This is a genomic window from Rhodococcus sp. GQ147 (assembly GCF_059759155.1).
Window position 1 is genome coordinate 42047 of record NZ_JCAXDU010000001.1, and the last position, 14111, is coordinate 56157.

Annotated in this window: 18 protein-coding genes; 8 read left to right on the forward strand and 10 right to left on the reverse strand. The window is 68.1% G+C overall.

The features are described from left to right. Positions 1-79 precede the first annotated feature (79 nt). Positions 80-1138: a DUF3152 domain-containing protein gene (locus AC6CID_RS00180; RefSeq protein ID WP_371850681.1), complete on the reverse strand. Its 1059-nt coding sequence runs from the start codon at positions 1136-1138 to the stop codon at positions 80-82. 194 nt (positions 1139-1332) lie between these two features. On the opposite strand from AC6CID_RS00180, the gene fasR reads away from it, so the two are divergent. Continuing rightward, positions 1333-1989 carry an HTH-type transcriptional activator FasR gene (gene fasR, locus AC6CID_RS00185; RefSeq protein WP_006550245.1) on the forward strand — a complete coding sequence of 219 codons (657 nt, stop codon included), beginning with the start codon at positions 1333-1335 and terminating at the stop codon, positions 1987-1989. A 92-nt stretch (positions 1990-2081) separates the two neighbouring features. On the opposite strand, the gene AC6CID_RS00190 is transcribed toward fasR, so the two are convergent. Further along, positions 2082-2312, reverse strand: coding sequence for a DUF3107 domain-containing protein (locus AC6CID_RS00190; RefSeq protein ID WP_006550244.1), 231 nt, complete (start codon positions 2310-2312; stop codon positions 2082-2084). Positions 2313-2369: 57 nt separating this feature from the next. Further along, positions 2370-3074: a ferritin-like fold-containing protein gene (locus AC6CID_RS00195; protein WP_006550243.1), complete on the reverse strand. Its 705-nt coding sequence runs from the start codon at positions 3072-3074 to the stop codon at positions 2370-2372. Between the two features lie 206 nt (positions 3075-3280). Here AC6CID_RS00195 and AC6CID_RS00200 point away from each other — a divergent pair, with 206 nt between their 5' ends. Both AC6CID_RS00200 and AC6CID_RS00205 read left to right on the forward strand, forming a co-directional pair. Beyond that, the gene (locus tag AC6CID_RS00200) at positions 3281-4945 is read left to right on the forward strand and encodes a DEAD/DEAH box helicase (protein ID WP_064060270.1); all 1665 of its coding nucleotides are present in this window, start codon (positions 3281-3283) and stop codon (positions 4943-4945) included. Between the two features lie 4 nt (positions 4946-4949). Continuing rightward, positions 4950-6155 (forward strand): Rv3212 family protein, encoded by a 1206-nt coding sequence (locus tag AC6CID_RS00205; RefSeq protein ID WP_064060263.1) that lies wholly within the window; start codon positions 4950-4952, stop codon positions 6153-6155. A 108-nt stretch (positions 6156-6263) separates the two neighbouring features. Here the strand turns inward: AC6CID_RS00205 and AC6CID_RS00210 are convergent, their stop codons facing one another. Next, the gene (locus AC6CID_RS00210) at positions 6264-7064 is read right to left on the reverse strand and encodes a ParA family protein (protein ID WP_024101487.1); all 801 of its coding nucleotides are present in this window, start codon (positions 7062-7064) and stop codon (positions 6264-6266) included. Positions 7065-7138: 74 nt separating this feature from the next. Here AC6CID_RS00210 and AC6CID_RS00215 point away from each other — a divergent pair, with 74 nt between their 5' ends. Then, a complete protein-coding gene (locus AC6CID_RS00215; RefSeq protein ID WP_006550239.1) occupies positions 7139-7624 on the forward strand; it encodes a GNAT family N-acetyltransferase in 486 nt (161 codons plus the stop codon). 6 nt (positions 7625-7630) lie between these two features. On the opposite strand, the gene AC6CID_RS00220 is transcribed toward AC6CID_RS00215, so the two are convergent. After that, entirely contained in the window at positions 7631-8053 is a 423-nt protein-coding gene (locus tag AC6CID_RS00220; RefSeq protein ID WP_024101488.1) for a hypothetical protein, read from the reverse strand. Between the two features lie 47 nt (positions 8054-8100). Here AC6CID_RS00220 and AC6CID_RS00225 point away from each other — a divergent pair, with 47 nt between their 5' ends. Together AC6CID_RS00225 and AC6CID_RS00230 are read left to right on the forward strand one after the other, a co-directional pair. Then, positions 8101-9039, forward strand: a complete 939-nt coding sequence (locus tag AC6CID_RS00225) for a diacylglycerol/lipid kinase family protein (protein ID WP_498353443.1) — start codon at positions 8101-8103, stop codon at positions 9037-9039. 271 nt (positions 9040-9310) lie between these two features. Then, the gene (locus AC6CID_RS00230; RefSeq protein ID WP_006550236.1) at positions 9311-9565 is read left to right on the forward strand and encodes a WhiB family transcriptional regulator; all 255 of its coding nucleotides are present in this window, start codon (positions 9311-9313) and stop codon (positions 9563-9565) included. An 80-nt stretch (positions 9566-9645) separates the two neighbouring features. Here AC6CID_RS00230 and AC6CID_RS00235 read toward each other — a convergent pair whose 3' ends face one another. Together AC6CID_RS00235 and AC6CID_RS00240 are read right to left on the reverse strand one after the other, a co-directional pair. Beyond that, positions 9646-11121, reverse strand: coding sequence for a sensor histidine kinase (locus AC6CID_RS00235; protein ID WP_064060261.1), 1476 nt, complete (start codon positions 11119-11121; stop codon positions 9646-9648). A gap of 34 nt (positions 11122-11155) precedes the next feature. Continuing rightward, positions 11156-11371 (reverse strand): biotin/lipoyl-binding carrier protein, encoded by a 216-nt coding sequence (locus AC6CID_RS00240; protein ID WP_006550234.1) that lies wholly within the window; start codon positions 11369-11371, stop codon positions 11156-11158. Positions 11372-11466: 95 nt separating this feature from the next. On the opposite strand from AC6CID_RS00240, the gene AC6CID_RS00245 reads away from it, so the two are divergent. Then, the gene (locus AC6CID_RS00245; RefSeq protein WP_022597109.1) at positions 11467-11541 is read left to right on the forward strand and encodes a 50S ribosomal protein bL37; all 75 of its coding nucleotides are present in this window, start codon (positions 11467-11469) and stop codon (positions 11539-11541) included. 139 nt (positions 11542-11680) lie between these two features. Here AC6CID_RS00245 and rsrA read toward each other — a convergent pair whose 3' ends face one another. Then, positions 11681-11962, reverse strand: coding sequence for a mycothiol system anti-sigma-R factor (rsrA, locus tag AC6CID_RS00250; RefSeq protein ID WP_006550233.1), 282 nt, complete (start codon positions 11960-11962; stop codon positions 11681-11683). Continuing rightward, a complete protein-coding gene (locus AC6CID_RS00255) occupies positions 11959-12603 on the reverse strand; it encodes a sigma-70 family RNA polymerase sigma factor (RefSeq protein WP_371683125.1) in 645 nt (214 codons plus the stop codon). The genes rsrA and AC6CID_RS00255 overlap by 4 nt, the downstream gene beginning before the upstream one ends. A gap of 206 nt (positions 12604-12809) precedes the next feature. Between AC6CID_RS00255 and ybaK the strand changes: the two genes are divergently transcribed. Then, complete coding sequence (gene ybaK / locus AC6CID_RS00260) at positions 12810-13307, forward strand: Cys-tRNA(Pro) deacylase (protein WP_019288488.1); 498 nt, start codon at positions 12810-12812, stop codon at positions 13305-13307. Positions 13308-13329: 22 nt separating this feature from the next. Here the strand turns inward: ybaK and AC6CID_RS00265 are convergent, their stop codons facing one another. Then, entirely contained in the window at positions 13330-14088 is a 759-nt protein-coding gene (locus AC6CID_RS00265) for an SOS response-associated peptidase (RefSeq protein ID WP_064060269.1), read from the reverse strand. Between the last annotated feature and the right edge of the window lie 23 nt (positions 14089-14111).

Genomic DNA, 14111 nt, shown 5'->3' on the forward strand with positions numbered 1-14111 from the left:
CCTGCTGCGACCCCCATTCCGCCCGTCGACCGCCACCTCGCCCGTCGACTCCGCCCGGCCCGTCGACCCCGACCGGCGCCTACGCCCGCGGGTACGGCCAGGGATTGAACCGGCACCGCAGTCCGTCGGCCGGGACGGCGCCGTCCGGGTCGAGGCGGGCGATGTCGTCGTTGGCGGTTCCGAAGGTCTGCTGCATCATGATCGGCGCCAGACCACCGTCGATGGTGCAGGCGTCGTGCTGCGCCAGGCCGATGGCGTGACCGACCTCGTGATTGACGAGGTATTGGCGGTACGACCCGATGTCGCCCTGGAAGGCGACGGCACCGCGCACCCACCGCGCTTCGTTGAGGAACACCCGCTCCATCGAGGGGTTGAAGCACGATCCCTCGAGCGGGATGTCGTAGCCGCATCCTTCGCGAATGGTCATCTGCGAGGTGAGGGAGATCCGGAAGTCCGGCTCGCCGGTGTCGATCCGGCGGAAGGCGACCGCCTCGTCCCCGATCCAGCTGCGCGGGTCGGCGAGGGTCCGGTCGACCATCGACGCGAAGGCCGCGTCGCCGCCGTAGCCGGTGGTGTCGATGCCCTCCTCGAGTTCCACCGTGTAGGTGAACACACGGGTCTGCCCCGCGCCGACCTGACCCGTGGTGCCGGGCACGACCCGCCACTCCCGCGCACCGACCTCCGTGAATGGGCCGCCCTCCGGCAGCGCACCGGACTCGAGCGACTCGGGGAAGGTTCCCTCGGGTTGCGGGGCCTCGACGATGATCTCGGTGACCTCGCTCGCGTCGGTCTGGTCGGCGGGCTCCTCCGCTCCGGCGCCACGCGCGGCGTCCCACAGCACGATCAGGGTCACGACGGCGAGGATCGGAACGGCGTAGGCGCGCCAGCCGTAGGTGGCGACGAACCTGCCCACGCGGGTCTGCTTGCGGACGTCCCGTTCGGGTCGGGGTCGGCGCGGCGGCCGGTCCGGCCGTCCCACCGGGTCCCACACGGCACGCAGGGGCTGGTGCGACCGGCGACCCGCCTCGGGTCGTTCCGTTCCTCGCGACCGGGACGAACCGGGCAGCGTCGGGGAAGGATCTGTCGGCGAGGAGCCCTGCGGGCCCCTGCTCTCGCGCACTCCTCCACGCTCGATCACGGATGTCAGGATGTCATATCGAGACCATTTCGATATCCGAAGCGCCGAACCTGCGCCCCCATTCGTGCACCGGGAACGGATACTGGGCGGTAGGCCGATCCGTTCGACACGCGACTTCACCTGTAACGTGCAGAGACGAGGAGCGCCGAGGTGGTACAGGCCACGTTCGGAAGTAGTGCAGATTGGGAGTAAGCATGACCGACGTCACCGAACGAGCATCCGGCCGGGGTTCCAACGGCAAACGGGGCGCCCGGATGCCGCGTGACGAGCGTCGTGCCCAGTTGCTCGAGGCTGCCAGCGAGGTATTCGTCACACGCGGTTACCACTCGGCCGGCATGGACGAGATCGCCGAGTGTGCCGGAGTGAGCAAGCCCGTCCTGTACCAGCACTTCCCCGGCAAGCTCGAACTGTATTGCGCCGTGCTCCAGAACTACGTGGACACCCTCATCAACGGCGTACGTCAGGCCCTGCGGTCCACCACCGACAACCGTCAGCGCGTGCGCGCCGCAGTGCAGGCCTTCTTCGATTTCGTCGACAACGACAGCCAGGGATTCCGGCTCGTCTTCGAATCCGATCTGATGGGCGAACCGCAGGTGTCGCGGCGAGTGGAGCAGGCCACCGAGGCGTGCGTCGACGCCGTCTTCGACCTCGTCAGCCACGACTCCGGTCTCGATCCGTACCGGGCCCGCATCCTCGCGGTCGGCCTGGTGGGAACGAGCCAGTTCACCGCACGCTACTGGCTCGACGCCGCACGCCCGATCCCCAAGGAGGACGCCGTGGACACCACGGTCGCGCTGGCCTGGGGCGGTCTGAAGCACGTGCCGCTGCAGCCGGAACTCCGTCGTCGCTGACGACATATGAGCACCGTCGTCGCTGACGACACATACCGAGAACGACGAACGGGCCGGGGCGACATGCCCCGGCCCGTTCTCGTCGGTCGCTCTCAGTTGGCGGCGAAGCCGACCTTGCCCAGCGTGGCAGGACCGATGTCCACGTAGCTGATCTTGGCGGCCTGCACGAGAACCTTGCGGCCCTTCTCGTCGACAAGGGCGAGCACCCCGTCGTCGGCGCCGTTCAACGCGGCCCGGACGAGCTTCTCCACCTCGTCGGGCGTCTGGTCGCTGACGACGACAACTTCGCGCGGGCTGTCCGCGACGCCGATCTTGACCTCCACGGTGGACCTCCGATTCTCATGCATTGAAACCGAGCTGGTACTGCTATCAGCCCCAGGCTAATGCAGTCCGAGCACCGACATCCGCTCGGCGTGCTCGACCTGCATGCGATCGAACAGCGCGGCGATGTTCGCCAGGTCACCGGACGCGAGAATCACCAGCTCGGCGAGTTCCTCGTTCTGCGCGAGGACGTACTGCGCCTGGGTGATGGCCTCGCCGAGCAGCCGGCGTCCCCACAGCATCAGGCGGTCCTTCTGCAGCGGGCTGCGCTCGACGACCTCACGGACCTCATGCACCACGAACTCCGAGTGGCCGGTCTCGGCGAGGACCTCCCGGACCACCGTGGACACCTCGGGAGCAAGCATGTCGGCGATCTCACAGTAGAAATCTGCGGCGATCCTGTCACCGACGTATGCCTTCACGAGAACCTCGAGCCACGTCGACGGAGTGGTCGAGGCGTGGTAGGCGTCGAGGGCTTTGCGGTAGGGCTCCATCGCCGCGTAGATCTCCACACCACGATCGGTGAGCGCGGTGTGGAGCGTCTCGAAATGGCTCATCTCCGCAGCTGCCATGCTTGCGAGGGCGACCCGCCCGCGCAGGGACGGGGAGAACCGTGCGTCCTCGGCGAGCCGGTAGAACGCCGAGATCTCGCCGTACGCGAGCAACGCGAAGAGCTCTGCGACACCGGGGTGATCGGCGGGGACTGCGGGTCCGCCCGGCGTCGTGCCGGACTCGGAGGTGGACTGCGGCGTATCGGCTCCCATGACGACGAAGCGTAGTACTACCTCGTGGAATGCGCCGGAACCGGTACAATGGATCGGGAAGCCCGCGCTTCGAGCCGCCGACCGTGGCCCGCGAGCTTCCCAGATAATGTGCGCGCACTCGAACTGCGGATCGCTGCCGCGCTTCGCCGAGCCTGGTGGAAACCGCTCGCGCTGAGGTGCAGGCCGGTCGCCTTTCCCCCTCGTGCGTGCGTGCCGAGACCAGGAAGGCCGGACCCCTGAGCAAGATCACCATCGACCACGAAGACGACGCGAGCGAAACGACCGTCTCCGCACAACTCGACTCCACCCACGTACCCCCCACCTTCGGCGAACTCGGTGTCCGCGACGAGATCGTCCGCGCCCTCGCCGAGGTCGGCATCGAACGCACCTTCGCGATCCAGGAACTCACCCTGCCGCTGGCCCTCGCCGGCGACGACCTCATCGGGCAGGCCCGTACGGGTATGGGCAAGACCTTCGGCTTCGGCGTTCCGCTCCTGCATCGCATCGCCACCGAGGGCTCCGGCACGACCACCCTCGACGGCACTCCCCGTGCACTCGTGATCGTCCCGACCCGCGAGCTGTGCATCCAGGTCACCAACGACCTCGTGAACGCTTCCAAGTACCTGCCCGGCAGCCGCAAGTCGGGCCTCGAGGTCCTGTCGATCTACGGTGGGCGCCCCTACGAGCAGCAGATCGACGAACTGAAGAAGGGTGTCGACGTCGTCGTCGGTACTCCCGGCCGTCTGCTCGATCTCGCCAACCAGGGCCATCTGATCCTGGGCAAGATCGGCGTGCTCGTCATGGACGAAGCCGACGAGATGCTCGACCTCGGCTTCCTGCCCGACATCGAGCGCATCCTCACGATGGTCCCCGACCGTCGTCAGACGATGCTGTTCTCGGCCACCATGCCCGGCCCGATCATCACCCTCGCCCGCACGTTCCTGAACCGCCCGACGCACATCCGGGCCGAGGAGGCCGAATCGTCGGCCGTGCACGAGCGCACCCAGCAGTTCATCTACCGGGCGCATGCACTCGACAAGGCCGAACTCGTCGCCCGCGTACTGCAGGCCGAGGGTCGCGGCGCCACCATGGTCTTCACCCGCACCAAGCGCACGGCGCAGAAGGTGGCCGACGACCTCGTCGAGCGCGGTTTCGCGTGCGGCGCGGTGCACGGCGACCTCGGTCAGATCGCGCGTGAGAAGGCACTCGACAAGTTCCGCAGCGGCAAGATCGACGTGCTCGTCGCCACGGACGTCGCCGCCCGCGGCATCGACATCGACGACGTCACCCACGTCATCAACTATCAGTGCCCCGAGGACGAGAAGACCTACGTCCACCGCATCGGCCGTACCGGTCGCGCCGGACGCACCGGTATCGCGATCACCCTCGTCGACTGGGACGACGTGCCGCGCTGGCAGCTCATCGACAAGGCTCTCGATCTCGGTATCCCGGATCCGATCGAAACCTACTCGAGCTCCCCGCACCTGTTCGAGGAGCTGAACATCCCGTCCGACGCCACCGGACGCGTCCGCAAGGCCGCTCCCGCCGCCTCGGAGAACGGTGAGAAGCCCGAGCGCGTCGAGCGCGAGGGCGGATCCCGCCCGAAGCGCAACCGGGTCCGCCGTCGTACCGTCCGCGGAAAGTCTGCCGACGGCTCCGCAACGGATGTGGCCGCAACCGGTTCGGACGACTCGGTGAAGGTCGAGAACGAGCCTGCCGCAGCGGAGACGGGTGAGGACACCGGGGCGGCCGCTCCGGCACGTCGTCGCCGTCGTCGCCGTCGCACCCGCTCGGGCGAGGGCCCGGCCGGTCGCGCAGAGCAGCAGGACACGTCGAACGTGGAAGCGGTCTCGACGTCGTCTGCCCGATAACCACGTGCTCGCGCCCGAGCGCCGCACCCGCACCGACCTTCTCGTCGCAGCCGCACTCGTCGTCACCGCTCTGGTGGCGGCGAGTGTCGTCTGGCTGAACTCGGATGCGCGGGGCACCACGTCGACCACCTGGGACGGTCCTGTCCCCACTCTCGCTGCCGCGCAATCTCTTCCGCGCACGCTCGCCGAACTGTGGCGTGCTCCGAGTACGGCGACGACCGCACCGGTGGTGTCCGGCGGCACGGTCGCCACGGCAGACGGTGGTGCGGTCGTCGGCCGCGACCCGCAATCCGGCGAGGAACGCTGGCGGTACGACCGCGACCGGGCGTTGTGCGCGGTCACCGAGGCCTGGGGCGACGTGGTCTCGGTCTATCGCGGCCCGCGGGGATGCGGTCAGGTCACCGCGCTCGACTCGGGCAGTGGCTCTCGGGGCGCGCAACGGTCGAGCGACGCCGACGATCCGATCCGGGTCGTCGGCGCCGGTTCGCACCTGATCGCCTTCGGCGAGTCACGTCTCGAGATGTGGCGCTCCGATCTGGTGCGCACGGTCGAGTACGGGCGCGTCGACGCACCGGTGAACCCGAACGCGCAGCCACGATCGGGTTGCGAACTGCGCTCGGCGGATTCGGGCGCCGAAGTGCTGGCCGTGCTCGAGCAGTGCGCGAACGAGCCGACCAATCGGCTCACCCTTCTCGATCCCACCCCCGACGACAGCACCAAGCCCGAGGAGTTCGCGTCGTCGGTGCTGCCGGAAGCGGGCGGGGACTCCCGCATCGTCGCGGTGGTCGGCGACCGCACGGCGGTCTACCTGGCCCCGGACGACAACGACGGGCCGCGCATCGAGGTCTTCGACAGCGAGGGCGTCCTCCTCGACACGCACGCCCTGCCGCGTCCTGCCGGCGAATCGGACGACTCCGCCCTCGAGCGCGGCGGCGTGCTCGTGTGGTGGACGGGCCGCGACACCGTCGCATTGTCCACCACCGATTTCGCCCCGCAGTGGACCGTCGAGGACACTCTCGGCAACGGCGACATCATGGCCGGTTCGCTGCTCCTTCCCGTCGAGGACGCCCTCGTGGGAGTCGACTCACGGACCGGTGAACCCGGCCCGCGCATCGACGTCGAGCGCGGGACGGTCTCCACGGTGAACGTCGCCGTCGCGGGGAATGTCGTGGTCGAGCAACGCGGCGATGAGCTCGTGGCACTGCGCTGATGGCGAGCCGTCCCGGTCGGTGCTGAAAGCGAGCCGTCCCGGTCGGTGCTGAAAGCGAGCCGTCCCGGTCGGTGCTGAAAGCGAGCCGTCCCGGTCGGTGCTGACGTCTCAGTCCGCGACGGCGGTCTCGAAAGTCTCGAGTTCCGCCTCCCCCGACCAGTAGCGCAGCAGGTTCTCGGAGAGCGCCCGGTACGCCTCGGCGCCCTTGTTCTTGCGTCCCGCCAGCACCGTCGCGCCCGAGGCGGAAGCCTCCGCGAAGCGGACCGTGCGGGGTACGGGCGGGGCCAGCACCGGCAGGTCGTACCGGTCGGAGACATCGGCGAGCACGTCGCGACTGTGCGTGGTCCGCGAGTCGTACAGGGTCGGCAGCGCGCCGAGCAGTTCGAGATCCGGATTGGTGATCTGTTTCACCTCGTTCACCGTGCGCAGGAGCTGCCCGACTCCCCTGTGCGCGAGCGTTTCGCACTGCAGCGGAACGAGCACGGACCGCGCCGCGGTCAGCCCGTTGAGGGTGAGGACGCCCAGAGAGGGCGGGCAGTCGATGACGACGACGTCGTAGTCGTCCTCCACCGACGCCAGCGCCCGCTTCAGGGTGTATTCACGCCCCGGCTTCATGAGCAGCATCGCCTCCGCACCCGCGAGGTCGATGGTCGCCGGCAGCAGCGACATCCCCTCCGCTGTCCCGAGCAGAACGTCCTTCGTCTCGACACCGCCCACGAGCACCTCGTGCACGGATTGTTCGAGCTTGTCGGGGTTGTGCCCGAGAGAGAAGGTCAGACACCCCTGAGGATCGAGATCGACGACGAGCACCCGCCGGCCCAGCGCCGACAGCGCGGCCCCCAACGACGCGACGGTGGTCGTCTTGGCGACGCCACCCTTCTGATTTGCCACTGCAAGTACCGTTGCCACGACCCCGATCCTCGCGCACTCGGCGGCGCAGCGCGAGGTGAATCCGCCCACGAGACCGCAGGAGGCAGCCCGCCGTGATCCGCAGAGCCACACCCGAGGACGTCCCCGCGATCACCGGGCTGATCTACGACCTCGCCGAATACGAGAAGGCCCGGCACGAGTGCACCGTGGTGCCCGAGCAGATCCACGAGGCTCTTTTCGGGCCGCAGCCCTCGGTGTACGCGCACGTCGCAGAGGAATCCGGAGAGGACGGCACCGAAGGCCGGGTCGTCGGGGTGGCGTTGTGGTTCCGGAACTTCTCCACGTGGGACGGCGTGCACGGGATCTACCTCGAAGATCTGTTCGTCCGTCCCGAACACCGCGGCAAGGGACACGGACGGGCACTGCTCGCGGCGCTCGCCCACGAATGCGTGGAGCGCGGTTACACCCGCCTGAGTTGGTCGGTGTTGGACTGGAACGAGCCGTCCATCGGTTTCTACCGATCCCTCGGTGCCGTCGCGCAGGACGAGTGGACGACCTTCAGGCTCAGCGGCCCTGCCCTGCAAGCGCTCGGCAGCTGAGCCGGATCACTCGTCGACGTCGGGCGCGTACTCGTGCGCGAGCCACCGCGACGTGGGCGGGCTGAACAGCAGCACGAGCGTGGGGACCACGACGAGCGCCAGCACAGTGCCGATGACCGGCTGGTGGGAGTCCGTCAGCAGCGACCACACCACGGGCAGCAACAACAGCTGCGCGAGTATCGCCACGGCACGTCCCCAGCGCACACCGCGCACGAGCGCGATCCCGCCGGCCAGGACCCCGCCGAACAGGATGAACAGCCACAGCGCGAAGCCGTAGCCATTGGTGACCGACTGATCGTGTTCGCCCGAGGCGGCGCGGATGATCGAGTACACCGCGAATCCCATCGCGACGACGCCCTCGAGGACGACGAGCCAACCGGCGGCACGCACGGTCGACGGAACGCTGCTGCGAGGTGTTTCGAGAGGCACCCGTCCAGCGTAGTGGACCCGCCGGGCACCACTTAGGCTGATGTTCCGTGCGCGCCCTGCTGATCGTGAACCCGAATGCGACGACGACCACCCCGGCCGGTCGCGACCGCCTCGCTCACGCCCTGAGAGGCCGGCTCGCGCTGACCGTCGCGCACACGACCCACCGCGGGCACGCCGCAGAACTGGCGCGTTCGGCGCACGCCGACGGGATGGACGTCGTCGTCGCGCACGGTGGCGACGGCACCGTCAACGAGATCGTCAACGGCCTCCTCGGCCCCTCCCCCGACCGAGGCGCCGATCCGACCCTGCCGCGACTCGCGGTGGTGCCCGGCGGCTCGGCGAACGTGTTCGCGCGATCCCTGGGACTGTCCGCCGATCCACTCGAGGCCACCGCGCAGGTACTCGAGTCGTTGCAGGAGGGCAGGACCAGCCGGATCGGCCTCGGCCACTGCGACGGGCGGTGGTTCACCTTCAACGCGGGCCTCGGTCTCGACGCCCAGGTGTGCGAGGCCATAGACCTGAGCCGCGCCGAGGGCAAGAAGGTGACGACGGCGCGCTACGTGCGGCACGCGGTGGCCCGGTTCTTCGCGTCGAAGCGGGCCGAACCGGCGCTCACGCTCGAGATGCCCGGATCCGAACCTGTTTCGGGGGTGCACTATGCGTTCGTGTCGAACTCGAGTCCGTGGACCTATCTCGAGTCCCGGCCGGTGCACACGAATCCCGGCACCTCGTTCGACACCGGTTTGGGTGTGTTTGCTATGACGACGACCCGGGTACTTCCGAGCCTGCGGGTGGTGAGACAACTTCTGGCCGCCCGCGGCGAGCCGGCGTCGCCGCATCTGGTGCGTGCGGACGATGTCGCGCGCGTGCGCGCCCGGGCCTCGCGCCCGATCGGACTTCAGGTCGACGGCGACTATCTCGGACTCCGGACCGAGGTCGAGTTCGTGTCCGTGGCGTCGATCCTCGATGTCGTCGCGCCCCGCTGACGATCCCCCCAGCGGGACAGCGACAGAAAGAGAAGCACGAATTCTGTGATTGCCACTGCCTTCTCGGCTCGAGGGGAGTAGAAAGAGGGATTGGCGAACTCGTAGCCCACACCAGCGTGAGCTTCCCCACGATCGTGGTCGATTCTATTGACTCCACGCTCGTTCGTGAAAGCATTCACAAGTAACCGCGCGGAAACACTCCGTGCCACAGGCGTGAACACGCATTGACCAATCAGCCGGTGCACACGCACCATCGAAGGAGAGTAGAAGCATGGACTGGCGCCACAAGGCCATCTGCCGCGACGAGGATCCGGAACTGTTCTTCCCCGTGGGAAACAGCGGCCCGGCTCTCGCGCAGATCGCGGATGCCAAGCTCGTGTGCAACCGTTGCCCCGTCACCGCCGAATGCCTCTCCTGGGCGCTCGAATCCGGCCAGGATGCCGGCGTCTGGGGCGGTATGAGCGAGGACGAGCGCCGCGCCCTCAAGCGTCGCAACGCCCGCACCCGCGCTCGTACGGCGGTCTGAGCAACTCCGATAGACGTTCGAAGGCCCGGCTCCCCTACGGGGGAGGCCGGGCCTTCTTACGTGCACGGTCGTAAGGACGATCAGGCGACCGGCACCTTGCCCAGCGGTAGTTGCAGGCGTGCATCGGTCCCGCCGAACTCGTTGGACGTCAACTCCAACGATCCGCCGAGCTCGGCAGCCACGAGGGTCCGGACGATCTGCAGACCGAGCCGGTTCGACGCCTCGAGGCTGAACCCCTCGGGAAGACCCTTCCCCTCGTCGCGGACCACGACGTCGAGCATGCGGGCCGAACGCTGGGCATTGACGGTGACCGTGCCGTTCACGCCCGGATCGAAGGCGTGCTCGACGGCGTTCTGGACGAGTTCGGTCAGCACCATGACCAGAGGCGTGGCGCGATCCGCGGGGAACACGCCGAGATTCCCCTCCCGCACCACCCGGATCTGGCTGCCGACCGTCGACACGTCGACGACGATGGGGATCAGCTGGTCGAACACACCGTCGAGATCGACCTCCTCGTCCACTGACATCGACAGCGCCTCATGGACCAAGGCGATGGATGTCACGCGACGGACCGCCTCCCCCAGGGCCTGCTGGGCTTCCGCGTTCCCGGTTCGGCGCGCCTGCAGTCGCAGCAGCGCGGCGACCGTCTGCAGGTTGTTCTTGACACGGTGGTGGATCTCGCGGATGGTCGCGTCCTTGCTCAGCAGTGCCCGGTCGCGTCGCTTGACCTCGGTGACGTCGCGGACGATCACCGCGGCGCCCCGGATCTTCCCTCCCGGGTTCAGGACCAACGCACGGATCAGAACGGTGGCCCCGAGGGCCTCGATCTCCATGCGCTGCCCCAGACGGCCCTCCACGGCCCCGCGGAGGTAGTCGGTGACGTCGCGACTCTCGAAGGGGTCGGTGACCAGTGCGCGGGTCGTCTCGACGAGATCCTGACCGATCAGGTCGGAGTTCAGACCCATCCGGTGATAGGCCGACAGCGCGTTGGGGCTCGCGTAGACGACCTTGCCCTTCCGGTCGAGCCGGATGAATCCGTCGCCCGCACGCGGACTCGACTTGGTGTCCGAGCGCGCCTCGGGCGTCGGGAAAGTGCCCTCGCTGATCATCCGGTAGAGGTCGTCGGCGCATTCGAGATAGGCCGTCTCGAGCGCGCTGGCCGACCGCCGCGACACGCGGGCGGCGTCGCGGCTGAGCACCGCGACGACCCGACCGTCCCAGCGCACCGGCACGGCCTGACGGATGTTGATCCCGGCGCCCGGGGACGACTTGACGTCGACGATCTCTCCGGTTTCGAAAGCCTTACGGACGTAAGGATGTTCGTTGTCGGAGACGAGCGTGCCGACGGCGTCCTCGGGGATCACCGTCGAGGCGGTGGTGGGTCGGCACTGTGCGACGCACACGATTCCGGACGGCGCCGCGTCGACCCACAGGAGGACGTCGGCGAACGACAGGTCGGCGAGCAACTGCCACTCGCCCACGACACGTTGGAGGTGATCGACGGCCGCGCCCGGAAGATCCGTGTACCTCGCGAGCAACGAACTGAGTGTGGACACGGGAACCGCTTTCGTACTCAGGAGATACCCGCCGTCAGGAGATCACGGCGATGAGGTCGCCCTGCTGGATGACATCCCCGACCGAGACTCCGACGGAGGTCACGGTGCCCGCCGACTCGGCGAGCACGGGAATCTCCATCTTCATCGACTCGAGGATCACCAGCGTGTCGCCCTCGGCCACCACGTCACCCTCTCGCACGACGACCTCGAACACGGTCGATACCATCTCCGCGCGTACGTCTTCCGCCATCGAACACCTCGTTTCACGCTCCGGCGGCGGACCTGCCGACAGGACCACTCGACCGCACGTGAAACACTGTAATGAACGAGAAAGGAGATCCCACCATGGGTAAGCGAGGTCGCAAGAAGCGCAGCCGCAAGGGTAACGCCGCCAACCACGGCAAGCGTCCCAACGCCTGAGACGCGGACAGGGGCCGGAAAGCAGCAGCTTTCCGGCCCCTGTCACGTTCGGGGGTCTCACCCAGGACTCGGTACGAGTGAACTCGCCTACGACTCGGTACGAGTGAACTCGCCTACGACTCGGTACGAGTGAACCCGCCTACGACTCGGCGCTGTCCGTCTCGGTGATCACCACGGTGCGGCGGATCTGCAGCATGAGCCGCTCCCGCAGGCCCTCGGGTGCGTGTTCCCCGCCGCACTTGCGGCTGAGCAGCGATTTGATCTTCTCCTCGATCCCGTAGGCCTCGAGGCAGGTGCCGCACTCGTCGAGGTGCCGCTGCAGCTTCTCGCGGGAACCGGCGTCGCATTCGGAGTCGAGAAGCAGGTAGACGTCCGCGATGACCGCCGAGCAGTCGAGTCGATCGAAGTCGGGTTCGCTCACTGCGGTGCTCCCTTTCCGCTCTCGGGCTGATCCGATGTTCCGGTTGTGGCGTCCACGGCCTTCTCCCGCATGAAACCGCGATCGCGCGCCACGTCGGCCAACAGGCCCCGCAGCTGCTTGCGACCCCGGTGCAGTCTCGACATCACGGTGCCGATCGGCGTCCCCATGATCTCGGCGATCTCCTTGTAGGGGAACCCTTCGACGTCGGCGTAGTAGACGGCCATGCGGAACTCCTCGGGAAGCTCCTGCAACGCCGCCTTGATGTCGTCGTCGGGAAGCGCGTCGAGTGCCTCGACTTCCGCGGACCGCAGACCGGTCGACGAATGCTCGGCCGTGGCGGCGAGCTGCCAGTCGGTGATCTCGTCGGTCGGGTACTGCGCGGGTTGCCGCTGACGCTTCCGGTACGAGTTGATGTAGGTGTTGGTGAGGATCCGGTACAGCCAGGCCTTGAGGTTGGTGCCCTCGCGGAACGACCGGAAGGCGGAGAACGCCTTGATGTAGGTCTCCTGTACGAGGTCCTCGGCGTCGGAGGGATTGCGGGTCATCCGCAGCGCAGCGCCGTAGAGCTGATCGAGCAGGGGAAGCGCGTCCCGCTCGAACCGCTCGGTCAGTTCTTCCACAGACTCCTCGATCACACCGATCCCTTCATCGACGCCTGTCGAGAAGGCTACCGGTCCGACGGCGTCCGGATCGGGGGGACGTCCGATGGCGTCCGGTCGAGGCGGGCACAGCACTGCCACGAATTCTCCGATCGTCGGGTCTCGGGTGGCCGGTGGATCCACCCGTCGGTGTGCAACGCCGTGCCCACCGCGCTTGTTCCCCACCTCCGGTTCTCTAGAGTGATCGGATGGCCTCGACATCCACTCCCGCGACGGTGTTGTTGAAGCGCGAGAAGGTCGCGCACCGGGTCCACGAATACGCACATGACCCGAGGTCGTCGTCCTTCGGCGCCGAAGCCGTCGAGGAACTCGGCACACACCTCGGGGTTTCCGCCGAACAGATCTTCAAGACGCTGGTGGTGTCGCTGTCCGACGGCAAGCTCGCCGTCGCGGTGATCCCGGTCCCGGCGACGCTGTCGCTCAAGGCCGCAGCCGGGGCGCTGGGCGGCGGCAAGGCCGTGATGGCCGATCACACCGCCGCCGAACGCGCGACCGGGTACGTCGTCGGCGGCATCTCCCCGCTCGGGCAGCGCAAGCGTCTGCGCACCGTGATCGACGTCTCCGCCGAGCAGTGGGACCGGGTGCTGTGCAGCGCGGGTCGGCGAGGGCTCGAGATCGAACTGGATCCGCACGATCTGATCCGGCTGACCGGCGCCGTCGTGGCACCGATCACGGCCGGTCCGTAGGGCCCGTCCGCTCCGGCAGCGCCTACAACAGCACCATCTGATCGCCGGCGCCGTCGTCGGGTTGCAGCAGTTCGGGGCCGTTGTTGCGGATGCTGTTGACCTTCGCGGACACGCGGCGGATCTCGATCGCCGAGATCGCCTCGACGCTCGGCACGATCAGATCCGGATGGCCGAGACTGTCGGGGTCGAGCCACGCATCCCACCGCTCCGGCGGGAGGATCAGCGGCATCCGTTCGTGCACGTTGCCGAGTTGCTCGACCGACTGAGCGGTGAGGATCGCCGTGCTCGACAGCGGCGGTGCCTTCGGGTTCCGCGGGTCGCGCCACTCCGCCCACACCCCGGCCATGCAGATCCGCGAGCCGTCGGCCGGCGCCATGAAGTACGGCACCTTGCGAGGCTTGCCGTCCGGCGCGGGTTCGACCTGCCATTCGTACCAGCCGTCCATCGGGACGAGGCACCGCTTGTAGCGCAGCGACCGCGCGAAGCTCGGCTTGATGGCGACCGATTCGGATCTCGCGTTGATCAGTGGTGCGCTTCCACCCACCTCTTCGGCGAAGTGCGGCACGAGTCCCCATCGCATGCGGCGGATACGGCGGCGGACGGGACCGTCGGGATCTTCCCCGTCGTGCCGGGCGACAACGGTGAGCACCTCGGTCGTCGGCGCGACGTTGTAGTCGGGCCCCCGCCCGTCCCGGCTGCTGTCGTCGCCGGTCTCGTCGAGTGCGTCGAGTTCGACGGCGAGCGTCGCCGGGTCGGCGGTGGAGACATACCTTCCGCACATGCCGTCGAGTGTGGCATCGCCGG